The 24524-nt window shown below is 31.9% G+C and carries 24 protein-coding genes; 4 read left to right on the plus strand and 20 right to left on the minus strand.

Annotated elements, in window-relative coordinates:
* Nucleotides 1–155: 155 nt before the first annotated feature.
* The gene (pssA, locus tag AB1282_RS19020) at nt 156–647 is read left to right on the plus strand and encodes a CDP-diacylglycerol--serine O-phosphatidyltransferase (RefSeq protein ID WP_429899879.1); all 492 of its coding nucleotides are present in this window, start codon (nt 156–158) and stop codon (nt 645–647) included.
* 81 nt (nt 648–728) lie between these two features.
* Here the strand turns inward: pssA and AB1282_RS19025 are convergent, their stop codons facing one another.
* The 3 genes from AB1282_RS19025 to AB1282_RS19035 all read right to left on the minus strand — a co-directional run bounded on the left by AB1282_RS19025 (nt 729) and on the right by AB1282_RS19035 (nt 2232).
* Entirely contained in the window at nt 729–1082 is a 354-nt protein-coding gene (locus tag AB1282_RS19025; protein ID WP_056465949.1) for a hypothetical protein, read from the minus strand.
* A gap of 259 nt (nt 1083–1341) precedes the next feature.
* Nucleotides 1342–1518 (minus strand): hypothetical protein, encoded by a 177-nt coding sequence (locus AB1282_RS19030; protein ID WP_429899881.1) that lies wholly within the window; start codon nt 1516–1518, stop codon nt 1342–1344.
* Nucleotides 1519–1734: 216 nt separating this feature from the next.
* The gene (locus tag AB1282_RS19035; RefSeq protein ID WP_429899883.1) at nt 1735–2232 is read right to left on the minus strand and encodes a hypothetical protein; all 498 of its coding nucleotides are present in this window, start codon (nt 2230–2232) and stop codon (nt 1735–1737) included.
* A 405-nt stretch (nt 2233–2637) separates the two neighbouring features.
* Here AB1282_RS19035 and AB1282_RS19040 point away from each other — a divergent pair, with 405 nt between their 5' ends.
* On the plus strand, nt 2638–3597 hold the full coding sequence (locus AB1282_RS19040) for an AAA family ATPase (protein WP_429899885.1): 960 nt from the start codon (nt 2638–2640) through the stop codon (nt 3595–3597).
* A gap of 11 nt (nt 3598–3608) precedes the next feature.
* On the plus strand, nt 3609–4244 hold the full coding sequence (locus AB1282_RS19045) for an RNA ligase family protein (protein WP_429899887.1): 636 nt from the start codon (nt 3609–3611) through the stop codon (nt 4242–4244).
* A gap of 351 nt (nt 4245–4595) precedes the next feature.
* Here the strand turns inward: AB1282_RS19045 and AB1282_RS19050 are convergent, their stop codons facing one another.
* From AB1282_RS19050 to AB1282_RS19100, 11 genes are all read right to left on the minus strand, one after another.
* Complete coding sequence (locus tag AB1282_RS19050; protein WP_056465961.1) at nt 4596–4910, minus strand: iron-sulfur cluster biosynthesis family protein; 315 nt, start codon at nt 4908–4910, stop codon at nt 4596–4598.
* A 22-nt stretch (nt 4911–4932) separates the two neighbouring features.
* Nucleotides 4933–5991: a lactonase family protein gene (locus tag AB1282_RS19055; RefSeq protein WP_429899889.1), complete on the minus strand. Its 1059-nt coding sequence runs from the start codon at nt 5989–5991 to the stop codon at nt 4933–4935.
* A gap of 117 nt (nt 5992–6108) precedes the next feature.
* The gene (gene fsa / locus AB1282_RS19060; protein WP_056465967.1) at nt 6109–6774 is read right to left on the minus strand and encodes a fructose-6-phosphate aldolase; all 666 of its coding nucleotides are present in this window, start codon (nt 6772–6774) and stop codon (nt 6109–6111) included.
* 48 nt (nt 6775–6822) lie between these two features.
* Entirely contained in the window at nt 6823–7716 is an 894-nt protein-coding gene (gene gnd, locus AB1282_RS19065) for a phosphogluconate dehydrogenase (NAD(+)-dependent, decarboxylating) (RefSeq protein ID WP_429899892.1), read from the minus strand.
* An 88-nt stretch (nt 7717–7804) separates the two neighbouring features.
* The gene (gene tkt, locus AB1282_RS19070) at nt 7805–9799 is read right to left on the minus strand and encodes a transketolase (RefSeq protein WP_156339588.1); all 1995 of its coding nucleotides are present in this window, start codon (nt 9797–9799) and stop codon (nt 7805–7807) included.
* Nucleotides 9800–11311 (minus strand): glucose-6-phosphate dehydrogenase, encoded by a 1512-nt coding sequence (zwf, locus tag AB1282_RS19075; protein WP_056465975.1) that lies wholly within the window; start codon nt 11309–11311, stop codon nt 9800–9802.
* 392 nt (nt 11312–11703) lie between these two features.
* Complete coding sequence (locus AB1282_RS19080; RefSeq protein WP_390312244.1) at nt 11704–12894, minus strand: DUF445 domain-containing protein; 1191 nt, start codon at nt 12892–12894, stop codon at nt 11704–11706.
* 200 nt (nt 12895–13094) lie between these two features.
* Nucleotides 13095–13520, minus strand: a complete 426-nt coding sequence (locus tag AB1282_RS19085) for a GNAT family N-acetyltransferase (RefSeq protein ID WP_429899895.1) — start codon at nt 13518–13520, stop codon at nt 13095–13097.
* A 91-nt stretch (nt 13521–13611) separates the two neighbouring features.
* Nucleotides 13612–14430, minus strand: a complete 819-nt coding sequence (locus tag AB1282_RS19090) for an SPL family radical SAM protein (RefSeq protein ID WP_429899897.1) — start codon at nt 14428–14430, stop codon at nt 13612–13614.
* A gap of 30 nt (nt 14431–14460) precedes the next feature.
* Entirely contained in the window at nt 14461–14973 is a 513-nt protein-coding gene (locus tag AB1282_RS19095) for a methylated-DNA--[protein]-cysteine S-methyltransferase (RefSeq protein ID WP_429899899.1), read from the minus strand.
* A 428-nt stretch (nt 14974–15401) separates the two neighbouring features.
* Entirely contained in the window at nt 15402–15974 is a 573-nt protein-coding gene (locus AB1282_RS19100; RefSeq protein WP_429899900.1) for a DUF1836 domain-containing protein, read from the minus strand.
* A 141-nt stretch (nt 15975–16115) separates the two neighbouring features.
* Here AB1282_RS19100 and trhA point away from each other — a divergent pair, with 141 nt between their 5' ends.
* Nucleotides 16116–16763 (plus strand): PAQR family membrane homeostasis protein TrhA, encoded by a 648-nt coding sequence (trhA, locus tag AB1282_RS19105; RefSeq protein WP_429899901.1) that lies wholly within the window; start codon nt 16116–16118, stop codon nt 16761–16763.
* Nucleotides 16764–16846: 83 nt separating this feature from the next.
* On the opposite strand, the gene AB1282_RS19110 is transcribed toward trhA, so the two are convergent.
* The 6 genes from AB1282_RS19110 to AB1282_RS19135 form a co-directional block, all read right to left on the minus strand.
* A complete protein-coding gene (locus AB1282_RS19110) occupies nt 16847–17974 on the minus strand; it encodes a Ger(x)C family spore germination protein (RefSeq protein WP_429899903.1) in 1128 nt (375 codons plus the stop codon).
* Nucleotides 17964–19067, minus strand: coding sequence for a GerAB/ArcD/ProY family transporter (locus AB1282_RS19115; RefSeq protein ID WP_056465995.1), 1104 nt, complete (start codon nt 19065–19067; stop codon nt 17964–17966). The genes AB1282_RS19110 and AB1282_RS19115 overlap by 11 nt, the downstream gene beginning before the upstream one ends.
* Nucleotides 19057–20553: a spore germination protein gene (locus AB1282_RS19120; RefSeq protein WP_082459320.1), complete on the minus strand. Its 1497-nt coding sequence runs from the start codon at nt 20551–20553 to the stop codon at nt 19057–19059. Before AB1282_RS19120 ends, AB1282_RS19115 begins: the two co-directional genes overlap by 11 nt.
* Before the next feature lie 177 nt (nt 20554–20730).
* Nucleotides 20731–22581, minus strand: a complete 1851-nt coding sequence (locus AB1282_RS19125; RefSeq protein ID WP_390312237.1) for a PTS fructose transporter subunit IIABC — start codon at nt 22579–22581, stop codon at nt 20731–20733.
* An 11-nt stretch (nt 22582–22592) separates the two neighbouring features.
* On the minus strand, nt 22593–23504 hold the full coding sequence (gene pfkB / locus AB1282_RS19130; RefSeq protein ID WP_056466005.1) for a 1-phosphofructokinase: 912 nt from the start codon (nt 23502–23504) through the stop codon (nt 22593–22595).
* Nucleotides 23501–24256, minus strand: a complete 756-nt coding sequence (locus AB1282_RS19135) for a DeoR/GlpR family DNA-binding transcription regulator (RefSeq protein ID WP_335412706.1) — start codon at nt 24254–24256, stop codon at nt 23501–23503. The genes pfkB and AB1282_RS19135 overlap by 4 nt, the downstream gene beginning before the upstream one ends.
* Nucleotides 24257–24524: the final 268 nt, after the last annotated feature.

Below are 24524 nucleotides of genomic sequence, written 5' to 3' on the forward strand. Positions count from 1 at the left end.
ATTAATGAGTGGAAATTTACTAAAGGACGTTTTAATACCATCCTTTTTATTTGTACGCACTTTTCAAATCACTAGGTTAATGCTTCTTTTAAGGAATAAAGTGTAAATAGATAGAAAATACTATTGAAAGGTTTTTAATGTTCTGGGGTGATTCTTTGTTTAGTCAGGTCGTAAAATCTATACCTAATTTACTTACAATCGGAAATTTATTATGCGGTGTTCTCTCGATTACGTTTAATATGAGTGGTTTAATAATGATTTCTTCAATTTTTATTTTCATTGCTGCTTTTTTTGATCTTCTTGACGGAAGAGTTGCAAGGAAATTAAAAGTGAATAGTGAATTCGGGGTAGAATTAGATTCTTTAGCGGATATAGTAAGTTTCGGAGTTGCCCCTGCTCTTTTGTTTCATTCCATTTCGGCACCATCCATCTTAACATCACTTGCATTTATCCTTTTTCCTACAATAGGGGCATTAAGATTAGCAAAATTTAGTGCTAAACCAACGATAGGTTATTTTAAGGGCTTGCCGATCCCTGCCGCTGGATTACCACTAGCTGGTATGGGAATGTTTTTTTATAGTAATGCATGGATTACTTTAATCCTTGCATTCTTAATGGTTAGTCCAATCAGGTTTAAAAAGCTTTAATAACTTCAATATAAAATGCTATTACCTTTTGTAAAGGAAATAGCATTTTTAATTTTTAATGAAATATTTTTGTCGCATAAATTATTTATTATTAAATGAAATGATTGAATTTTTTAAAGTGTAGAGTTTTGCTGTGAAAATATAAAGTTCATTATAATTATTTTCCACATATTCATCAATAACGCTTATTCCTTTTATAAAGTTCTCGATCAATAAATATGTATATTTTCCATCCCATGCGAACCGATTAATTCTGAATAGTTCATCTGCCAATACTTGGAATCTAAATTCTTCAATTAATAGTTTTATTTGATATATTTTGTCTTTATTATTTGTAGATGTGTATTTACTATTTTCATAACTATTATGTACTAATTTGACAAAATCATTTATATCTTCAGCCAACATATTCGCTTTTTGCATTTCAAATTTCATTTCTCCATCCCCTAAAGTGTTAAAAATATACATCACTAGAGTGTATGTTTTTATTTTAAATCATATCACAAACAATCCAATTAATCCTGTATCCTACACCTTAATGGAAAAAGCATTTCAAATAAAATAAGGTCCACTATTGTAACTCTTTAGTCCACCCGCCAAACGCTCGTTTCGTTACTTCACCTGCCTTCGCATTGCTTATTACCCTTTATAGAAACTTCGCGCCTCTAAAAAATCATTTTTTTGAGTGGAAGAGTTACTTACTTTTAAGTCTACTCTTTACCATATATTCTTCGTATGCTTCATCTATTTTCTTTTTACAAATCTCACTCCACATTGTTTTAAGATCTTTAACTTTTTCTTCACTAGCATGTTCTGGCTCCATCTCACCGCCAAAACCTATATGCGAATCAACATCCGCAACTAGACCCAATTCATCTGTATAGGCAATCTCATTTGGAACATATGTTAAGCCTTTATGTTGACAATTATATTCGATACAATGAAAACCTGGTTTTTTAACTTGTTTACAAAATCCTGGAATTATTGAACTTTCTTCATTTTTACTACTATGTAAACAATAGATTTCTACTAATAATTGGTTATAAGAAATAATAATATACTCCTTTCATCGTTCCTAATCTATTAATTAATCAATCTGTTTTCCATGTTCATCATAATACCGATTTTCTATACTAAATGCATTTGATGCTTTGTACAAAGTAATGATTTTAGCACTCGGTCTACCAACTTTTATCTCAACTATTTCAGTGCTTCCAGTAGCATTCACAAGGCAAACACTCAATTTAGAGACAGTATTATAATGATTTGAAATGACTAGTATTTTCAATGGTAAAGACTTGTCATCTTTATATTTGATAGGCAAAGCAAAGTCTTGTAAGTTTGAATTTACTGTATTTTCATTATTACTGTCACCTTCATAGTTCGATTCATATTCAGCATTTAGAAATCTATAGTTTCCTATTTTGTCTTTTTTAAAGTGAATGTATGACGGAGTATCGTTTTGCAAATAGGCGACATATCGATCATTTCCAAAATCAAAAGTTTTAATAATATCAATAGTCTTTACCCCATTGGATACTGAATGGATTGTTGATATGATATTTTTTTTATTGTTTCCATTCATTTGAATAGTAGGCTTAAGGATATTGCAACTGATGAAGACAAAACTCAACAAAAGCAATAGTTTGTATTTTATTTTCTGATTGAAAACAGTCGACCTCCATTGACTTTTTTTTGCTTCTATTGTTCTTAATTATCCAATACACATAATTTTCCGTCAATTGGGTTATTTTTTACTTCTAACTATATTTATTCCACTCTTCTGTTCATATAAAAAACTAACCAACAAATTTTGTTACAAATACCTCATCTCGAAATATGGTAATTCGTTCAAATTAATGGAAATTTTACTATCAGCAGCTTTCATTTGAATATATAATATAAAGTGCGGAAGTGTTCAATTTAAACTTTCGCTCCATCAAATCGTAATACCTTACTGTTCTGCCTTTTTGAAAAGGGAGGAAGTAAAATGCAAAAATTGATTTATATGATTGGAATTCCTGGTAGTGGAAAAAGTGAAATGGCTAAACAAATCGCCAAAAAAGAAAAAGCTATTATTTTATCCACCGATGAGTTACGTCAAACACTATTCTTTAATGTGAATAAGCAAAAAAGAACGAATCTTTTGTATATTGAATTATACAAAAGAGCCAATCATTTACTTGATGAAGGGAAAAGTGTTCTCATTGATGCAACAAATATTGAACGTGAAAGACGAATGAAAGCATTAAATAAATTTGTTAACGTTCACAAAGAGTGTTATTACATGGATGTGCCGTATGAGGTTTGTGTAGATCGTAATAACAAGAGAAAACGAGTAGTAGAAGATCGAATACTTGTTAAGATGAGGAAGAACCTAGATTTTCCTTTAAAGAATGAAGGCTGGGATGTCATCCACACAATTCATGAGCCATTTTCTTATGAAATGACGAAAGAAGAATTAACAAATCTATTAGTAAGTGAAGTTTCATACGAAGAGTTATTCGAAAAGCTCAAAACTGTACCGTTTTTTAAAGCAATGAAGGGTTTTGACCAAGAGAATCCTTTTCATTCAATGACGTTATGTCAACACACATACGGACTCATTGAGTACATTAATGAAATGTACGAAGAGAAAGATAAACTCCTTCTGCAAATGGCGGCCCTGTTTCATGATGTTGGGAAGGTATTTTGTAAGACGTATAAAGTTACCAAAGGGTATTATTCTTACTTTGGTCATGAAAAAGTTTCTTCACAAATTGCATTTCATTTTTTAACAGAGCTAGGTTTTGAAGATGAGATGATTCAAGCTGTTGTTGGGATCATCGAAATGCACATGTTAATTAACTACGGTGGGAACGCGGGAGCGACTGAAATTTATCATTTACTTGGGGATGAATTACTCGCAAAACTTTATTTCTTTCGTGAAGCAGATACGTTTGCGAAGTGAGGTATTAGAATATGAAAATTAAGTATCCAAAGACATTTCACTTACCTTGGTCAGAATCTAAAACTTTTGATGATAAAACACTTCATAATGTTGACCATTTTATTGGAAAAGAAGTTGTTGTAACGGAAAAAATAGATGGTGAAAATTGCTCGATTTATCGAGATTCGATTCATGCAAGGTCAACTGATAGCCTAGACCATCCATCCAGGCATTGGGTTAAAATGCTACAAGCTACGATTGGTTATCAAATCCCTGAAAATTGGCGAGTTTGTGGGGAAAATGTATTTGCAATGCATTCGATCCTTTATGAGGAACTAGAAAGTTATTTTTATGTCTTTTCGATATGGGACGAACAAAATAAGTGTCTATCCTGGGAAGATACCATTATATGGTCCGAATTATTAGGACTAAAAACGGCACCGGTTTTATACAAGGATGTATTTAATGAAGAAGCTATAAAAGCTTGCTATACAAAGAAGTCTAATTTAGGCGGAGAACAAGAAGGATACGTTATACGATTAGTTGATGGATTTCAATACAATGATTTTAAACATTCGGTTGCAAAGTTTGTTCGAGAAAATCATGTTCAGACAGATAAACACTGGATGACCAAACAGATTCAAGCAAATCGACTTAAACAAGAATAGAAGCGAATATTTTTCACTTTAAAAACAATAAGTTAAGAGAAAGGAATGAGAACAATGTAATTTGCTAATTGTATTAAAAAAAATGATGTAAAGCCATAAGTATTCAATGTTAAAGAGTTGATTTATCTATGTAAGGGTAGTTTAACGGTAGAACAACCAATTTAAATTGGCAGGAATGGGTTCGACTCCCAACCATTACACCAACATTTGTATTTGCAATTACCCCCTCTCTTTTTTTTTGATTCTAAAATAGACATAATCATTAAAAAGAGACGCTAATCCATCAAAGAATCGCATCTCAAAAAATATTCTTCTTTTGTAATCATTCAAGATCCTTATTTAATCTTAAACCTACTTAATATAAGTTAATCCGATTCGATTATTAAAAATTTGATTCCGATTTTTGAAAACAAATGATCCATCAACATAATCAATTACTAGTTGGTCTTCATATACATCTTCAAAATTTTTATTTACCATAAATTCAAATTGGTCTCCAATTATCATTTTTTCATTAGGACCACATTCTCTTTTATCAATAACTTTTATCTCATAAATGTTATTAACGACATCACAGCTCCCACGGTCAAATTCTAATTGAAGTATTTTATTTTGATCTACTGCACCAAGTATTTCTTTGGCTGCATCAGTTATTTTAAAATCCATCTTAAAAGTCTCCTAATTTAGATTATGCGTTTAAAAATTTCACACATACTGCTTCTGGTACTTGTACGTCTGATTGAACCACTGTTAATTTTCCAGTCGTTTTATTTCTTGTATATAAAACTAAATTCCCTGACATTTCATTTGAACCAACTAAATAGTTCTCAGATGGATCTAAAACGAAATCTCTTGGCCAATTACCTTCACTTGAAGTGATTTCCACTAATTCAAGCTTACCAGTATCTTGATTTACACTAAATACTGCGATACTGTTATGACCACGATTTCCTGCGTAGACGAATTGACCGTCTTTTGAAATATGGATGGCGCTACCTTGATTGTTTTCAGTAAAATCACTAGGAATTGTAGAAATGTACTGTAAATCTGTAAAGCTTCCGTCCTCATTTAATTGAAGAGCAATTACTTCTGAACTAAGTTCAGTCATTATATAAGCGAACTTTCCACTTGGATGGAATGTGATATGGCGTGGCCCACTTCCAGGTTTAACAGAAAGACTGCTTACTTCAATTAAAGAATTATTTTCGATTTTATATGTAATTAATTGATCGATTCCTAAATCAATTGCAACTACATATTTTTCATTTAGTGTATAGCCAGAATAATGGGCATGAGGTTTTTCTTGGCGCTCTTTATTTGGACCAGTACCTTCATGTTGCATAATTGATTTAACCTCACTAGCAAAACCATTTTCTTGATTAATTTTATATAATTCGATTGTACCTTTATGATAATTTGCTGTAACAATATTTTGCTTTCCTGTATCAATGCTAATATGACAAGGTGAAGCGCCTTCATTAAGCTGTTCATTTAATTTTTTAAGCTCACCACTGTTTTCATCAATCACATAAACAGCAATTCCACCTAAGTTTCCTTCTTTTGCAACAGCATATAGATTCTTATTGTCTTCACTAATTGTTAAATAAGTAGGATTTCCTAGTTCAGCAACCGCTTTAACATCAGTTATTCTTTGTTTTTCTGTATCAAGCGTAAATTGATAAATACCTTTACTTTCACTTTTTGTATATGTACCTACATAACCAAAAAATTTCTGATTCGAATTCATTCCTATTTCCTCCTCTATTCCTTGTTTTTATGTAAATACCCCCATTTCATAGCTACAAACCTAGGTTTCAATGAAGATGGGGGCTTTATACTTATTTAATTTAAAGTTTCTTACAAATTATAATGAAGTTTTTGCCCAGTCAGCAGCAAATTTTTCAATACCTTGATCTGTTAATGGGTGTTTAGATAATTGCTCAATAACACTGTAAGGAATTGTTGCGATATGAGCTCCAGCTAATGCTACACGAGTAACATGGTCTGGGTGACGAACTGACGCTGCAATAATTTGAGCATCCATATTATGAACTTTGAATAATTCAGCAATTTTAGCAACTAATAATACGCCATCTTCAGAAATATCGTCTAAACGACCTAAGAATGGAGATACATAAGTAGCACCGGCTCTAGCTGCTAATAATGCTTGGTTAACGGTAAAGATTAATGTTACGTTTGTTTTAACACCTTTTTTCGTTAAGTAGCGGCAAGCTTCTAAACCAGCAAGTGTCATTGGTAATTTAATCGTAATATTTTTATCTCCACCGTTTATTTTAATTAGCTCGTCCGCTTCAGCGATCATTTCTTCAGCAGAAACAGCGTTTGGCGTTACTTCTGCAGATACTGATTCTACTTCAGGAACTAATTTTAAAATTTCTTCAATACGGTCTTCGAATTTAACGCCTTCTTTAGCTACTAAAGATGGATTTGTTGTTACTCCAGATAATACGCCCATTTTATAAGCTTTTTGGATGTCTTCTACATTAGCTGTGTCAATAAAAAATTTCATTTTTAAATTCCTCCATTTTTTAGGGATATTTCCTATTTTATACTTTATTTATTTCTTTTCAACTGCATGTCCACCAAATTCATTACGAAGAGCCGCAACAACTTTACCAGTGAACGTGTCGTTATCTAATGAACGGTAACGCATTAATAATGACATTGCAATAACTGGTGTAGCAGCTTGAAGGTCTAGAGCTGTTTCAATTGTCCATTTTCCTTCACCAGATGAATGCATTACGCCTCTAATTTCATCAAGCTTAGCATCTTTTGAGAATGCATTTTCAGTTAATTCCATTAACCAAGAACGAATTACAGAACCATTATTCCATACTTTCGCAACTTTTTCATAATCATAATCAAAGTCACTTTTTTCTAATACTTCAAATCCTTCACCAATTGCAGCCATCATACCATATTCGATTCCATTATGAACCATTTTTAGGAAATGTCCACTACCAATTTTTCCAGCGTATAGGAAACCATTTTCAACTGAAGTATCTTTAAAGATTGGTTCAACGATTTCCCAAGCTTCTTGGTCTCCACCAACCATATAACAAGCACCATTACGAGCGCCTTCCATACCGCCTGAAGTACCAGCATCCATGAAGCGGATACCATGTTCTTTTAATTCATCATAACGTCTAATAGACTCTTTATAATGTGAGTTTCCTGCTTCAATGATAATATCCCCTTCTGATAAGAATGGTTTTACTTCACTAATAACAGAATCAACTACACCATGTGGTACCATAATCCAAAGAACTCTTGGAGTATTAAGATTTTTAACTAATTCTTCTAAGCTTGAAGTACCAATAGCACCTAAGCCTTTCATTTCTTCAACTGCAGCAGTATTTAAATCAAATGCTACTACTTCGTGATTATGATCCATTAAATTTTGACCTAAGTTTAGTCCCATTTTTCCTAATCCAATTAAACCAACTTTCATTACGTTATCCTCCCATATTATCTACATATTAATGTTTTTCTCTAAGTAAAAATTTTTATGATAAAAAAATAAATTAAATATTATTTAATCAAGAATTTAATAAAGTTTTACTTACGTTTACTACATTTTCAGTACTAAAACCAAATAATTCCATTACTTCATTACCTGTTCCAGATGCTCCAAAAGTCTCAATTGAGATTTTTTTACCTTTGAAACCAACAAAGCGTTCCCATCCAAGTGAAATCCCCATTTCAATTGAAACACGGTTTAATATATGTGATGGTAAAACAGACTCTTTATATTCATCTGATTGCTTATCAAATAATTCCCAACTTGGCATTGCTACTACACGAACAGATAAGTTTTCTTTTTCTAACTCATTTTTACTGTTCACTGCAAGCGATACTTCTGAACCAGTAGCGATTAAAATTAAGTCTGGTTGATCGTTCGTTTCAGTTAAAACATATCCACCTTTTGAAAGATTATCTATTCTAGATGCTGTTTCTTCAAATACTGGTAAATTTTGACGACTTAATACTAAAGCGATTGGTCCATTTGTATTTTGTAACGCATATGCCCAAGCGTTAGCTGTTTCATTTGCGTCTGATGGACGAATAACTGTTAAACCAGGGATCGCACGTAAAGCAGCTAAATGTTCAACTGGCTCATGTGTAGGACCGTCTTCACCTACTGCAATTGAGTCATGTGTGAATACATATGTTACTGGTAATTTTTGTAATGCTGCTAATCGAATTGATGGACGTAAATAATCATTAAATACGAAGAATGTACTTACGAAAGGCTTAACTCCACCATGTAATGCCATACCATTTGCAGCAGCACCCATAGCATGCTCACGTACACCAAAATAAATATTACGTCCAGCAAATGATTCTACAGCAAATTTACTTTCATCTTTAATATCTGTCATTGTTGAATGAGATAAATCTGCGCTTCCACCGAAAATTTCAGGAACTGTTTTAATGTAGTGATTAATTGCTTCTCCACTTGCAACACGTGTAGAAATTGTTTTATTTTCGTCAAAAGTTAATAATTCTTCAGTTTCGATTAAAACTTCACCTTTAATTGCTTTTTCAAGCTGAGCTGCTAATTCTGGGAAAGCTTCACGGTAAGCATTAAATAATTGGTTCCACTCAGCTTCTTTTTCACTGCCTTTTTCTTGTATATCTTTGAAATGTAACTTAACTTCTTCTGGCACAAAGAAATCTTCTTCGTAGTTCCAAGCATATGCTTTTTTCGTTTCTTTTGCTTCTTCAAGACCTAGTGGATTACCATGGGCTTTATTAGTACCAGCCACTTTTGGACTTCCGTATCCAATAATTGTTCTAACTTCAATAATTGTCGGTTGGTCTGTATTTTGTTTAGCTAATTCGATCGCTTTAGAAATTTCTACATGATCGTTTCCATCTTCAACTCTTAAATATTGCCAGTTAAATGATTCAGCTCTCTTTTTCATATCTTCTGAATAAGAAAGATTTAATGTTCCATCTAATGAAATATCGTTTGAATCGTATAATACAACTAACTTTCCAAGTTTCATATGGCCAGCAAGTGACATAGCTTCGTATGCAACACCTTCCATTAAATCGCCATCACCTACTAATGCATAAGTAAAGTGATCAATAATAGAAAGGTTATCTTTGTTAAATTTACCTGCTAAATGAGCTTCAGCCATTGCCATACCAACAGCAGTAGCAATACCTTGACCTAATGGGCCAGTCGTAGCTTCAACACCATCAGTGTGGCCAAATTCAGGATGTCCAGGTGTTTTACTATTTAGTTTACGGAAATCTTTAAGGTCTTCGATTGAAACATCGTAGCCTGCAAGGTGTAGTAAACTATATAACATACTTGAACCATGACCAGCTGATAAAACAAAACGGTCACGGTCAAACCATTTTGAACTTTTTGGATTATGCTTTAAATGATCTGCCCATAATGCATATGCCATTGGCGCTGCACCCATCGGTAAACCAGGATGACCAGAATTAGCCTTATTTATAGCATCAATAGAAAGTGTACGGATTGTATTAATTGATAATGTAGAAATCGAACTCATAATTTAAATACTCCTTTTTAGATCTGTTTTGTTGTTTTCATTTTCTTGTACAAATTCTGTATCTAACCACCATTTGAAACCATCTTCTGCTAATAATTGATCAGCAGCTTCTGGACCAAATGAACCGGATTTATAAGTGTGAAGTGGTACTAAATTTTCTTCAAATGCTTCTAAAATTGGTTGAACCCATTGCCATGACAATTCTACTTCATTCCAATGAGCAAAAAATTTCGAATCGCCTCGTAAAGCATCGTATACTAATAACTCATACGCTTCTGGACGATCTTCTTTATTTGCGAAATACTCAGCTTGTACAGGTTCAATATTGCCATCTACGTTTTTGCTATTTAAATAGAAAGAAACTCTTTCATTAGGATTAATTTCAATAACCAATAAATTTGGTCCATTATTTGTACTGTTCTTTGTTGAAAGGTTTTGAATCGGGCTTTTAAATTCAAATACGATTCGAGTCGATTTTTCTTTCATTCTTTTACCTGTACGGATATAGAATGGAATTCCCTTCCAAAAATCATTTTCGATTAAAACTCTAGCTGCTACATAAGTATCATTTTGTGATGAAAACTCAATTCCTGGTTCTTGTCTATATGCAACTACTTTCTTACCATTTTGTTCACCAGAACCATATTGACCTCGAATAACATGAGAAACTACTTCTTCTTTTGATAATGGTCGAAGAGATTCAAGAACCTTTTTCTTCTCAGCTCTAACATCACTTGCAGAATTTTGGTTAGTTAAATGCATAGCTGACATCATTAGCATTTGTAACATATGATTTTGGAACATATCTCGGATAGCTCCAGATTTATCGTAATAACCCGCTCGTTCTTCAACGCCGACTGTTTCACTTGCCGTAATTTGAACATTTGCGATATATTGATTGTTCCATAATGCTTGTAAAACTGGATTAGCAAACTCTAAAGCTTCTAAGTTTTGAACCATTGGTTTACCTAAGTAATGATCAATTCGGAAGATCTCATCTTCTTTAAAAGACTTACTTAATTTTTCATTTAAATCTCTAGCAGTCTTTAAGTCACGTCCAAAAGGTTTTTCAATGATTAGACGCTTCCAACCTTTTGTCGTACCTAGTCCACTTTCTTTAATATTTGATGCAATAACTTCAAAAAATTCTGGTGCTACTGATAAATAAAATAATCTGTTTTCAGGAATCTGTAATTCTTGTTCTCTTTCTTTAACTAAATCTAATAAATCAACGAATCCTTCTTTATTCGTGATATCTAGCTGTTGATAACGAATTGAATCTAGAAATTCTTGGACCATTTTTTGATCTTCTAAAGAACTTCTTGAAAAAGTAATTAGTGATTGCATTACTTGATTCTGAAATTCGTCATTTGAAAAATCTTTTCTACCAATTCCAATGATTGAAAAAGACTCAGGCATCTTTTGGTCAATATATAAATTATATAAAGCAGGAAAGATTTTTCGTTTTGCTAAATCGCCTGTGGCTCCGAACAAAACAAATGACATAGAATCCATTAACTTAACCTCCTCTTAGTCGAGCTTTTAAATAGTTGTTAATAAAAAATATATTTTCAAACGATCTTTAATTTTTATTTAGAGCTATAGTTAGTTCAAATAATTCATTCCAATTATTCATTCGGAAAATATTTTTTACCCAAACCTATAATACATGAAAAAAATTTTTCTTTCCAATAAAATGCTTATGTTTCTATTTATTGGATTTTTTTAAATGATTGGCGAGACCTCAGCCGAAGACAGAAAAGTAGTTGCACTTATAATTAATTCCAAAAGTTGGAAACTACGTCGTTTTTTCTTCCCTGCTGCCAATTTATCCTTTTATAATGTGAAAAAAACCTTAATTAACTTTTTACGTTAATTAAGGCTTTTGTAGGAAGTATGTTTAAATATTATGTAAAAATTAATCTTAGACTTGTCAGTACTAAACCAATAATAAATCCACAAACAGCTCCATTGACACGAATCCAAGTAATATCCTTACCAATTTTATTCTCCAATAGATCAGTTATTTCTTCAGTAGATAATTTTTCAATATTGTATCTTACTAAATCACTAATTTTATGATGATATTTTTCAACTGTATTTGTTAATAATTTCTTAAAACTTTGCTCAACAGTATCAATCCAATTAGAATTTTTAATGAAGCTGATTATTTTTTGAATTGCATTAAAAATAAACTCTTCATCATTAATTTTTGTTCTAAACATTTTAATGGCCTGATCTACAATATATTCATAGCCTTTATTTTTCCATTCATCTAATTGACGAATAATATTTTCATTCGATTTATTTTTTTCAGCTTCCAATCGAATAAACGATAAAATGAAATTCCTCCTGTCACTATTCGGGTGTTTTAATTCCGATAGTAAATCGATTAATCCGCTATGTATAAATTCTGTTATTTTCTCTTCTCCAATCATTGGGAGAAAAGCTTTAATCATAAAAAACTTTCGCTCGATAAACTGAATTACCTCTTTCCCGATTAATTCCTTAATATGTGGTAAGCTAACAGTTTCTTCGATTTTATTAATTAAAAATTCATAGGTCTTTGCATCCCATTCTTTTTCAATAACCGTATCGACAGCCTTACTTAATAAGTTCTGAGATGAAATGGACTCAATTGTCGGCTTGAAAGTTTTTAATAAATAGTTTTTGATTGTATCATCCTCAATAGATGCACCAAATTGCTTGATTGAATAAACCATTTTATTTCTTGATTCTTCATTTTCAAGCATTTTTTCAAAAGAATTTATACCTTGATTAATCCAATCACGTTCTTCTACCTTTTCAATTAAACTTTCCTTACTTAACCATTGATTATTAAGTGTAGTTAAAATCCCCTCAGTAATCTTCTTTCTATTTTTAGGCAATAAAGCTGTATGTGGGATCGGTATGCCAAGAGGATGACGAAACATTGCAGTGACAGCAAACCAATCCGCAAGACCCCCTACTAAAGCTGCCTCAAATCCACCAGAAAGGATTTGAAATAATTTAGATTGAAACGGCATTGTTGCAGCGAAACCACAAGTTGCCACTATTAGTGAAATATTGGCTAGCCGTTTTGAATTCTTTTCTTTCATTTACTAAAAGCCTCCTGTATCTATTTGAAAATAGTATATCATTCCTTTAATCTATTTCTGAAATCAAATTTAGTAAAATCTGTTTTTTTATTGGTTTACAACTCTGGCGTTTTAATACATATTTTTACAGTGGTTTTAAACTTACGAACAAAAAAAAGACTGTTTTCACAGCCTCGTATCAATTCGATCACAATGATTATTTAAAAATTCAATTGAAAATGGTGACAAGTAATAATTAACCTATTTTTAAGATAAAACCTATGAGCATCGTAACGTTGTACCCCTGAATCTAAATGGAATTGTTCACAATTATTTTGTTTTGCTTCTTTTATTAACCAATTCCACAAAAGTTGTGCATAGCCTTTTTTTCGATGATTTTCACTTGTTATTAAATCATCAACATAAAAATATTTTCCCCATGCTAATGATTCTGTTATACGATAACCTGCAACGGCTGTTACTTCTTCATTTTCGATCACAGCCACAAGATGATAATTATTTGTGTTGATTAATCTTTTAATCGTGTTAACAAATTCATCTTCACTTAAATGAGGGCGTAATTGACTTACTGTTTGAAACGTTTTCAAAATATCTGAATTACTTTCCATTGTTTTTACTTCTGCCATCTTTTATCTCTCCATTCACAAAAAACGTTCTACTATAAAAATACCATAATTTTCTATCATTTTTTATGAATCGATATTTTTAATTTTTAGTTTATGGTTCGAAACCTTTTTGACTAATGAAAAGCTGGTCATCTGAAAAATATTTTTTAAACCGTTGATAAACTAATTGATAAGCTTCTGGGCCATACCATTCTTCTAAACCTAGTTCGGTATATTTTTTTTCAATACCAAGACGCCCTGTTCGTTTCCCTCCGCTTCCATCACCCATGAAAAAATCATCGATACAGATTCTATCGACAATTTCCGATAGCTTTTTTGGGAAATCCTCGCTACTAGGCAAAATAGGAGCAATTGTAGCTTGGGCTGGTATACCCGCTTCTACAAGGTCTTTTAACGTTTTAAGTCGAGCATTAATAGGAGGTGCAATTGGTGAGAAAGCATTTCTTATTTCATCCAAGTCGGTTTCAATCGTCATGCTTACACGTACTTTCTCTTTAAATTGCTTTAAAAGATCGATATCTCTTTTTACTAGCGGACTCCGAGTTTGAACAAATAAAAAATCAGGCTGATCATGAACCATGACTTCTAATAAACTTCTAGTCAATCTTTCTTTAAATTCAATCGGTTGATATGGATCTGTGCTAGATGACATAAAAATGGTCACTTTATCTTTACTTTTTGCCCTTTTCAATTCTTTCTCTAGTATTGTAGGTGCACTTTGTTTAATATCAACCCAACTACCCCATTCTTTTTTCCGAAAAAGTGAAACAGGCATTTGTCTTACATAGCAATATGAACAGGCAAATGTGCAACCAGTATATGGATTTAAAGAGTGAGTATATCCAGATAGATAACCTGTACCTTTATTTAGAATGGTTTTTGGATTTTTATAAACTATTTCACTTTTCATCCAAACACCTCCTAATTAATATCTTCATCTTTAGTTTCTAGTTTCAATTTTTAAAAGACTTTTCTTCATATCTAATCCACCACGATAGCCAGTTAATGATCCATTCTTTCCAATTACTCGGTGACAAGGAATTATGATCAATATTGGATTTGCACCTATTGCTCTCGCAACTGCTCGAACAGATTTTGGCTTATTTAAGTGAATCGCCATGTCGGAATAAGTTTTAGTTTCTCCATAATCAATCGAGCATAGTGCATTCCAAACTGAATTTTGAAAATCAGTACCACGAAAATCAAGACTACTATTAAAATTAGTCCGCTCGCCCTCTAAAAATTCAATAATCTCTTTTTTATAATCTTCTAATATTGTTGCATCTTCTTCCATTTCAAGTCCAGGAAAGTATTTATCCTTAAATAAAAGTAATTCTTGAATGGTTCCACACTGTGAGCCTACGAAACATAGCCCTTTTATTGTTGCAGAAATATGAATCTTCCAGTCTTTATGTTCAATTAAAGTCCAATATAATGTTTCAGTTGAATGCAATTTAAATCACCCTTTGCCACTAATTTCTTCTTAGTCATATTTTAATACTATTATAGACTTAAATAAGAAAAATGGACTGTTATGAGAATGAAAGAGCAAGAATTTAAAATTATTTAAGGATGCACTATTAATATGTCCCCGAGAACTGCAAATAGATGAGTCTATTTATGCAAATAAAAGTTTTCTGCGAATAAAATCTAAAAAACTGCAATTAAAATTAGAGATTAACAAATAATACTAGCAAAAACACAATTAAATTTCAGAGAATCGCAATCAGCTAATAACTTGTAAGGAAGAGAGCAGGTTAATCAATAATCCCCTAATACCTACCTCATACAATCTATTAAACATCAGAGGGGCCAATTTATATCATTTGACCGTACAAATGAAACGGCCCCTCACTCATCGACAACGTTCAAAGATTAATTTTATTTCTGCTTCTCAATCATTTCCATTACTAATTTTTCAGCTGCATTTTTATATAAATTACTCATATTAACGAAAGAAGTAATTAAGAGCAATTGTTCAATATATTCTTTACTTTCATCATCTAACTGATTAATTTCTTTGTTTACTGTTTCACCAGATTGTTGAAGATCAGTTTTAAACTTTTCGAGGTTTAGTTCATTTAAATGTAAAAAACTTGAATAAATATCATCAATATTTATTTCATAGTTTTCAAGGATTCTTTGATTTAGTCCATTTAAAGTTTCTTTTATATCATTAATCGAAAGTGCACCTTTTAAATGATAAATTAAACTGATTAAAATGATATGATTCTTTGTGTATTTCTTATTTTTGATTGGGAAAAGCAATTTAGCTTTAGCATAATTATTAATCATTGTTTTTGTCATGACTTTTTCATTCGAATTCGATTTTGCAAATTTATTATCAAATAGTTGGATTACCTGATCCATATATAGATCAAGATTAGGAATATCATCTAATACTATTTTTTTATCTAAATCGATTTGTTCAATTAATTCATTAATCTTTTTCATTTTTCGTCCTCTTTATATAAAATTTACAGACTAATTTTATCATAAAAAAATTGTTCTTAAAACACTTGACTATATAACGTCGTTGGTGATAACTTTATATGTAGTTATCAAAACTACATAACATAGTTGGAGGAGATTATAATGGGGAACTTAATGCGTGAGCCTATTAATTCCATGACACATTTAGTTGGAGCGGTATTATCACTATTTGGGTTAATAGCAATGGTTTTTAAATCTACTTTTTCTGGTGGAAGTATCTTACAAACATCTGCAGTTATTGCATTCGGTGTAAGTATGATTCTTCTCTATTCAGCTTCAACTACCTATCATATGGCAAAAGCTAGCGATAAAATAATCGCTTTTTTAAGACGGATGGATCATTCAATGATATTTGTCTTAATCGCTGGTACATATACTCCTTTTTGTATCATTAGTCTAAAAGGTACATTAGGATGGATTATCTTTTCTATTGTTTCTTTTATTGCATTTTGTGGTGTTTTGTTCAAATTGATTTGGTTTAGTTGTCCAAGATGGTTATCTACAGCCCTTTATATAGCTTTAGGATGGGTCATTATACTTGCTTCGGCACCTTTATCTGATGCGATTAGTATGAAAGGAATGTCCGCACTAATCTTAGGTGGAATTTTCTACACAGTTGGTGGCGTGATTTATGGAATTAAGCCTAAATTTTTATCTTTTAAAAATTGGGGTTTCCATGAAATTTTTCATATTTTTATCATGCTTGGAACACTTTGTCATTTCTTCTGCGTCTATTACTTTGTAATTTAAAATACAAAAAAAACTTGTAGACAAGTAGAGAAATACCACTTTGTCTACAAACTAAAAACCATCCTCAAGTGGATGGTTTTTTATTATTTTAAGATACCTGTTCCGACAATATTTACTTCAACTTTTGGTTTAATTGTAATTTTAGCGTAGTCTTTGTTCCAATCCAGTTTTTTCCACACATCTGGATGAAATGAAATTAACTGTCTTCCTATTCCTAAAGCATCACAATTTGATTCTCGGACTGTTTTAATGATTTTTTCAGCTTTTATTGTTAATTGCTTCGAAAGTTTTTTATTTAACTTATCAATTTCTTTTTGGGAAGCTAATTCATCATGCGCGTACTCAAGTGTATCAACGTCCAGTTTTAGATTTAAATTTACGGTTATTTTATTGTCTTTAGAAACTTTAATATCCATTTTTGGCTTATTTTTTTTCACTTGAATCGTTATATACCGTTCCCTAATATCTTTTTCTTTTGGACTAACTTCTACATTAAATCTTGCATACTTCTTCATTTGATCTTTAAATAAAAGTAACATAGTAGGTTCATCACCTAAAAGATTATACCCTGTATAATTGTGGTTGTTAAATAATGCTACTCCAGAAATATCAATCAAATTATCATCATCTTTTTCAATTAGCGGTAAAAAAATATCTTCACCTGGGTCGAACATAATTGTACAAATCGTTTGGACATTTTCAATAGGAATCATCGTATGGCTTTCTGCGTTAGTTATTAGATCTAAAATTTCTTCACTTACAAGGGTTTCCTCTACTTTGCTTAATTTTAACACATCTACCGCTCGGCCCTTAGTAATAATAACTTTTGCCCCTAATGAACTTCTTGGGTCTCTATATATAACATCGAATATAGGATAAATATCCTGTTTAGACAATTCATCTCCAAGTAATAAAACCCTTGTTTTATTAGTAGCATAATCTCCCGCTACTTTTCGAGTAAATTTTATTCTTGAAGCACTTGTTGTTTTTCCGGTAGCAGTAATAATGACATTTGTTGTTTTAACTTGTGTAGGATCACTTCCACCTTGGCTATTTGTTTTAATAACTGCAGTTACTAGCATATTATTATCCTCAACTAAATCAAATCCAGCACTATAAACTAGCTTAGACTCCTTCAGTAATCTTTGATCCCAACAACTAGTTAAAGGCAAAATACAAATTAAAGAGATCAATACCATTTTATATTTCATATGAATTACCGAGTTCTTTCTTTTTTCTAATAAGCGAAACAATTAATAAAAATAAAGGTAATACAAAGATAAAAACATAACTTGTAAAATTAAGAATTGTCCCAAATTTCATTATAAATTCTTCACTATTTGGTAAAAAAGTACAGATAATCGCGATGACAATTCCTATAAAAATAGTTGATTTACTATGGCTTTTTAACTTTAAGAGTTTGCTGATTCCGAAACTAGTTAAATATAAGTAGGTCACAAATGAAGTTAAGATTGGTACAACCCAAATAGATAGAAAGACAAGGTCTAATCTTTCAATCACTTCATATGATAATGATTTTAGTAAATATAAGATTGGCTCAGGTATGATTTCAATTTCTACTTTGCTAAAACTCATATAACTTGTAATTAAAAAAAATGTATATAAAAGGCTAACAAAACTAATTGCGATCGTTCCAGCTTTTAATATTTTATTTGGCTTTCCTTTTACATACGGAAATAATACTAAAATAAATTCAAATCCCATCATGGAGATTAGTGCATCATGTGCTCCAAGAAGGATGTTTTTAACACCCGCCTGTCCAATTGGAAATAAATAGCGGTAATTTACATTATTGTAAGAACAAAATTCAAAGAAAATCAAAAATAAAATTAAAATACAAACGAAAGTAAAAAATCGTGCGATTACTTTCATATTTTCTTTTGCTAAATAAATCCCTGTACCAACTATAAATAGGATTAATACAAAAGGTGGAGTAAATGTAAGAATCCATTTTTTAAGTACAGAAATGGTGATAATCACACAAAAAATCGCAACAATAAAGAAAAATAAAATATAAAGATACGAAATTACAGTCCCAATATATTTACCAACTATTTTCGTTGTATATTCATAGATCGTATCTTTTGGAAATCTCGTACCAAGTAACCACATTATTAGTAAAAGTAAAAACACTCCTACCCCAGCAACTAATGTTGAAAACCAACCGTCGTGCCCTGCATGTTTATGGACTACATAAGGTAGTGAAAGTAATCCCACACCAATTTGAGCTTGAATGATGACGAATGTGAATTGCGTTATTGAAAGCATCTTTTCATTTTTCATCATTTTTCCATCCTCTAGAATTATTTTCTCGTTTAAAATTCTTTGGTAAAGGTGCAAACGGTCGTTTTTTCATTTTCCATGATGGCGCACGAACAACTGTATCTTTTAGGTCTGATTTTCTAAATGGAGCAAATGGCGCAAAATATGGAGACCCAAACGATTCAAGTTTACATAGATGGATTAGGATAAAACTGAGTCCAAAAACAATTCCTATTAATCCAATTAACGATGCTGCAAACATTAGTGGAAATCCAAGCAATCGGACAGAGGTTCCCATTTCATTGTCCGGTACAACAAATGATGCAATTGCAGTAAGTGAAATAACGACAATCATCGTATTTGAAACTAAATTTGCCTGTACAACAGCAGTTCCAATAACTAAACCTCCTACAACACCTATTGTTTGTGCAATTGGATTAGGTAACCGTATTGCTGATTCTCTAAGCAATTCTAACGTTATTTGCATTCCTAGAGCTTCAATTAACGGTGGGTATGGAACGTTTTCTAATGAACTTTTTACATTAAATACTAAATCTATTGGAATAATTTCAAAGTGAAAAGAAACTAATGCAATATATAAAGCAGGCAATGATATAGAAATTAAAAAACTAACCAATCTTAAAATACGTGCAAATGAAGCGACCATCCATCGGCTATTATAGTCATCTGGTGATTGATAAAAAGTGAAAAAAGTAATTGGTAAAACAAGTGCTGAAGGGCTACCATCTGTTAGGATGGCAATCTTTCCTTCCATTAAATTACCAGCTATTCGGTCAGATCTCTCAGTTGTTAATACTTGCGGAAAAGGTGAATATGGGTCATCTTCAATAAATTCCTCAAGATTACCCGGTGAATATACATAATCAACATTTATATATGAAAGTCTTCTATGGACTTCCTTAACTAACTCCTCATTTGCAATTGTATCAATATATAAGACTGCTAATCGTGTGTCAGATTCTACACCTAATGATAAAGTTTTAACAACAAGATTAGGACTACTGATTCTTCGTCTTATTTGATTAATATTTGTCAGTATACATTCTACTAATCCGTCGTGGGAGCCCCTGATTGTTTGTTCACTACTAGGCTGTTGAATTGATCTATTTTGAAATGAAGTCGTTTCTAAAATAAATACATTTTTTTCAAATTCTGTGAAAATGAGCGTGTAGCCTTTTACAATACTGAGAATACATTCATCAAATGAATCCGAACTTTTAACATCATTAATTGATACTGTATTTGGAATCGTATCTTTTGGATTATTAATAATTTGTTGAATGATTTGGACTTCAAGAGCTTCTCTACCTACAATTGTACTAATATAGACAACTACAATCTTTTTATTTTGAAACATTAAATGTCTAACCGTTAAATCACTCGTATTTATTAATGATTTCTTTACATACTCTACATTACGATCCAAATCACCACTAATTTCAATTTTTGAATTCTGATTACTTTGGGTATGTTTATTTGAACGCATTATGCATTTCACCTAATTTCCAAACTCATACAATAAATTAGATTTATTTTGTGTTAAATTAGGGTTATTATTCATTGCGAAATTCCAGTATTTGTATAAATGTTAACATTCGAATAAAAAAAGGCGAACCTAGAAGTCAAAATGTTGACTAATAGGTCGCCTTTTTATTGTTCTTGATTATTCATTTACTCTCTTTTTCCAAATTCCAAGCATGATCGCTGTAATGAATGCGCCAATTAATATTGCTAGTAAATACAATATCGGTTTATTTACTAACGGAATAACAAATATTCCACCATGCGGTGCTGGTAATGTAATACCAAATGCCATTGCAAGTCCACCTGCGATTGAAGAACCTACAACAGAACTTACAATTACCCTTACTGGGTCTGCAGCAGCAAATGGTATCGCTCCTTCTGTTATAAAAGAAATCCCCATAACATAGTTTGTAATACCTGATTTACGTTCCATTTCAGTAAACTTTGACTTGAATAGTGTAGTAGCTAATGCAATACCTAATGGAGGGACCATTCCACCTGCCATTACCGCTGCATGTGGTGCAAAATTATTTGCTGCAATTGCTGCTATACCAAATGTGAATGCAGCTTTATTTATAGGTCCACCCATATCTACTGCCATCATTCCACCAAGAATGATTCCTAATAATATAGCGTTTCCACCACTTAAACTACTTAACCAATGTGTTAAAGCTGAATTCAAATAAGTTACAGGAGGATTTACGACTACTTCCATTAAAATACCAGTAATTAATAATCCAAATACAGGATATAAGAGAACCGGCTTAATACCTTCTAATGATTTAGGTAACTTAGAAAACACTTTCTTTAATCCAAGTACAACATAACCAGCTAAGAAACCGGCAATTAAACCACCTAAGAATCCCGCGCCAGCACTTGAAGCTAAAAATCCACCAACTACCCCGGGTACAAATCCAGGTCGATCTGCAATCGAACTTGCAATAAAACCGGCTAATATCGGAACTAAATAACTAAAAGCACCAGTTCCACCAATTTTCATTAGTAATTCAGCTACTGGACCTTTTGTATGAATTCCTCCAAAAGCAAATGCTAACGCAATTAGAATTCCTCCACCTACTACAAAAGGTAACATATTACTAACACCGTTCATTAAGTGCTTGTATATACCAGATCCTTGATTAGTTGAAGAACTTCCGCCACCATTATGATTAGCATGAAAAATTGGTGCCTCTTGTTTAACGGCTCTTTCAAGTAATTCTTTTGACTTACGAATTCCATCTGCTACTGGTACTTGGATGACATGTTTTCCATCAAAACGATTTACTTCTACTTGTTTATCCGCTGCTACGATAATAGCTGATGCTCTACTAATCTCGTCTTTTGTTAATTCATTTTTTATCCCTGTTGATCCATTTGTTTCAACTTTTAAATCAATATTTAATTCCCTTGCTTTTGCTTTTAAAGCATCTGCCGCCATATAAGTATGAGCGATACCTGTTGGACATGCAGTTACTGCAAGGACTAGTGGACGTGAAGAATCTGCTATCACTGTTTCTTCATTTTCATCATTTAACGATTTTTCTTTTTGATCGATTAATTGAATAATTTCATTTGCATCTTTTGCACTTAATAAAGAGGCACGGAATTCTTCATCCATTAATAATGAAGATAATCTAGATAATGTTTCTAAATGCGCATTATTTGCTCCCTCACTAGCTGCAATCATAAAAAATAAATGAGCCGGTTGACCATCAAGTGATTCATAATCAATCCCATCTTTTGATCGACCAAATGCAATTGCAGGAGTCTTAACAGCTGCAGTCTTAGCATGTGGAATTGCAATACCTTCTCCAATTCCTGTTGTACTTTGACCTTCACGTGTTAAAATCGCTTCTTTAAATTGTTGTTTATCGTTTAATTTCCCTGCATGATCTAAAACTTGTATTAATTCATCAATTACTGACATTTTTGATGATGAATTCAAATCAATGAGAACTGTATCTATTTTTAATAATTCTGTGATTCTCATAATTCGCCCCCCTAATCCTTTACAATCTTTACTTGATTAAGTAATTCTTCAATTTTCTCTCTTTTTGTTAAATCCTCTGAAAAAGCGGTAGCACTACCTGATGCTACACCTACTTTAAAGGCAGTTTCGATATTATTTGTTTTTACATAAGTACCAATAAAACCAGCCACAAGCGAATCACCTGCACCGACTGAATTAATTACTTCTCCCTTTGGAACATTTGAAACATAAACAGAATTCTCAGTTATTAGAATCGCTCCATCTCCTGCAAACGATATTCCTACATTTTGAGCACCCATTTCAACTAACTTTTTACCGTACGGGATTGCTTGTTCAATTGATGTAATTTTGACATCAAATAAGTCACCTAATTCATGATGATTTGGTTTGATAAAAAATGGGCGATGTTTAACTACATCTAAAAGTACTTTACCACTTGCATCTACAATGATATGAATCCCATTTTCTTGTCCCCATAACGTCAATTGTTCATATAAATCAGAAGGTAATGTATTAGGGATATTACCAGCTAATACAACATAATCACCTTTTTTAATTTGTTTTAGTTTATAAAAAAATTGATCTAGTTTTTCTTCGGAAATAGCAGGGCCTTGTCCGTTTATTTCAGTTTCTAATTGAGATTTTAATTTTATGTTAATTCGTGAATCGCCTTCCACTTGAACAAAGTCAGATGACACTCTTTCATTACCCAAGACATTTTTAATAAAATCTCCAGTAAACCCTCCGACAAAACCAAGTGCTATGCTTTCAACATCTAATCTTTTTAAAACCCTAGAAACATTAATTCCTTTACCGCCAGGAAATTTATTTTCCCTTTTCATTCGATTAATTTTTCCTAACCCTATATCATCTACTTCAACGATGTAATCGATTGAAGGATTAAGTGTTACTGTATAAATCATGATTTCACTACCTTTATCAAAGATGTTTTTTCCTCAAATTGTTTAGCTAGCACATCATCTATTTCGTCCGTTAAAATAATCGCATCTTCAATTTCACCAATCTTTGCAAAACTTGTTTCGCCAAATTTACTATAATCAGCAATTATAAATACTTTCTCTGAAATAGAGATTGCTGTTTTCTTTACAAACGCCTCTTCAGGATCTGGCGTAGTATAGCCAAATTGAGGATGGATTCCATTCGCTCCAATAAAACATTTATCAAACCGATAATTCTTTAAACTTTCTGAAGCCATACTCCCAATCAACGCTTTTGTATGCCCTTTCATTTTTCCACCTATAAGATATGCGGACACTTCATTTTCGAAAAGTGCTTCAACATGCATTAATCCATTCGTAACGACTGTTACATCTAATCCCTTTAATAAAGGAATCATTTCGAAAGTAGTACTACCAGCATCTAAATATATACAATCGCCTTCATTAATTTGAGTTACTGCAAGCCCAGCGATTAATTTTTTACTTTGAACGTTTTTGGATGTTTTTTCAGTCATACTTAATTCAGTGGCTTTGCTATTGATTGAAGCTGCTCCACCATGAACTCTTTTTAAGAGATTAAGAGACTCAAGCTCAACTAAATCACGACGGATTGTTGACTCAGAAGTATTTGTAGCTTCTACGATATCCCTTAATTTCACAATACCCATTCTTTTGATCATATCGATAATGAATTGTTGTCTTTCCGGAGTTAACATAAAATTCATCCCCTTCATAAAACCAAGTATAAGACACAAAAAATAAAAAATCAATCATTTTCTTCCAAAAACATTCAAAAACAATCTTAACCATTCAAAACCGTTCAAACCCATTCAAATTTGTAAAAATTCACACCGTACATTAAACTAAAAATAAGAATTTATATTTGTTTTTTTATAGTATTTCTTATGATTACCCATAATATTTATCTAAATAAGTTGAACTCATTTAGATTCATAGAGTTGGTAAAAAGAGTTTTGGTTTACA

The organism is Gottfriedia sp. S16(2024) (assembly GCF_050473765.1).
Classification (GTDB): domain Bacteria; phylum Bacillota; class Bacilli; order Bacillales; family Bacillaceae_G; genus Gottfriedia.

What these genes read in the sequence shown, in the direction of transcription:
- AB1282_RS19035 (WP_429899883.1), bottom strand. Translation starts at nt 2,232, where the DNA reads ATGAATGGAAACAATAAAAAAAATATCATATCAACAATCCATTCAGTA.
- AB1282_RS19085 (WP_429899895.1), bottom strand. Translation starts at nt 13,520, where the DNA reads ATGGCAGAAGTAAAAACAATGGAAAGTAATTCAGATATTTTGAAAACG.
- AB1282_RS19125 (WP_390312237.1), bottom strand. Translation starts at nt 22,581, where the DNA reads ATGAGAATCACAGAATTATTAAAAATAGATACAGTTCTCATTGATTTG.
- AB1282_RS19090 (WP_429899897.1), bottom strand. Translation starts at nt 14,430, where the DNA reads ATGAAAAGTGAAATAGTTTATAAAAATCCAAAAACCATTCTAAATAAA.
- AB1282_RS19100 (WP_429899900.1), bottom strand. Translation starts at nt 15,974, where the DNA reads ATGAAAAAGATTAATGAATTAATTGAACAAATCGATTTAGATAAAAAA.
- AB1282_RS19025 (WP_056465949.1), bottom strand. Translation starts at nt 1,082, where the DNA reads ATGAAATTTGAAATGCAAAAAGCGAATATGTTGGCTGAAGATATAAAT.
- AB1282_RS19080 (WP_390312244.1), bottom strand. Translation starts at nt 12,894, where the DNA reads ATGAAAGAAAAGAATTCAAAACGGCTAGCCAATATTTCACTAATAGTG.
- fsa (WP_056465967.1), bottom strand. Translation starts at nt 6,774, where the DNA reads ATGAAATTTTTTATTGACACAGCTAATGTAGAAGACATCCAAAAAGCT.
- AB1282_RS19115 (WP_056465995.1), bottom strand. Translation starts at nt 19,067, where the DNA reads ATGAAAAATGAAAAGATGCTTTCAATAACGCAATTCACATTCGTCATC.
- AB1282_RS19040 (WP_429899885.1), top strand. Translation starts at nt 2,638, where the DNA reads ATGCAAAAATTGATTTATATGATTGGAATTCCTGGTAGTGGAAAAAGT.
- AB1282_RS19055 (WP_429899889.1), bottom strand. Translation starts at nt 5,991, where the DNA reads ATGAATTCGAATCAGAAATTTTTTGGTTATGTAGGTACATATACAAAA.
- AB1282_RS19045 (WP_429899887.1), top strand. Translation starts at nt 3,609, where the DNA reads ATGAAAATTAAGTATCCAAAGACATTTCACTTACCTTGGTCAGAATCT.
- AB1282_RS19110 (WP_429899903.1), bottom strand. Translation starts at nt 17,974, where the DNA reads ATGAAATATAAAATGGTATTGATCTCTTTAATTTGTATTTTGCCTTTA.
- gnd (WP_429899892.1), bottom strand. Translation starts at nt 7,716, where the DNA reads ATGAAAGTTGGTTTAATTGGATTAGGAAAAATGGGACTAAACTTAGGT.
- AB1282_RS19050 (WP_056465961.1), bottom strand. Translation starts at nt 4,910, where the DNA reads ATGGATTTTAAAATAACTGATGCAGCCAAAGAAATACTTGGTGCAGTA.
- pfkB (WP_056466005.1), bottom strand. Translation starts at nt 23,504, where the DNA reads ATGATTTATACAGTAACACTTAATCCTTCAATCGATTACATCGTTGAA.
- trhA (WP_429899901.1), top strand. Translation starts at nt 16,116, where the DNA reads ATGGGGAACTTAATGCGTGAGCCTATTAATTCCATGACACATTTAGTT.
- zwf (WP_056465975.1), bottom strand. Translation starts at nt 11,311, where the DNA reads ATGGATTCTATGTCATTTGTTTTGTTCGGAGCCACAGGCGATTTAGCA.
- AB1282_RS19135 (WP_335412706.1), bottom strand. Translation starts at nt 24,256, where the DNA reads ATGTTAACTCCGGAAAGACAACAATTCATTATCGATATGATCAAAAGA.
- AB1282_RS19120 (WP_082459320.1), bottom strand. Translation starts at nt 20,553, where the DNA reads ATGCGTTCAAATAAACATACCCAAAGTAATCAGAATTCAAAAATTGAA.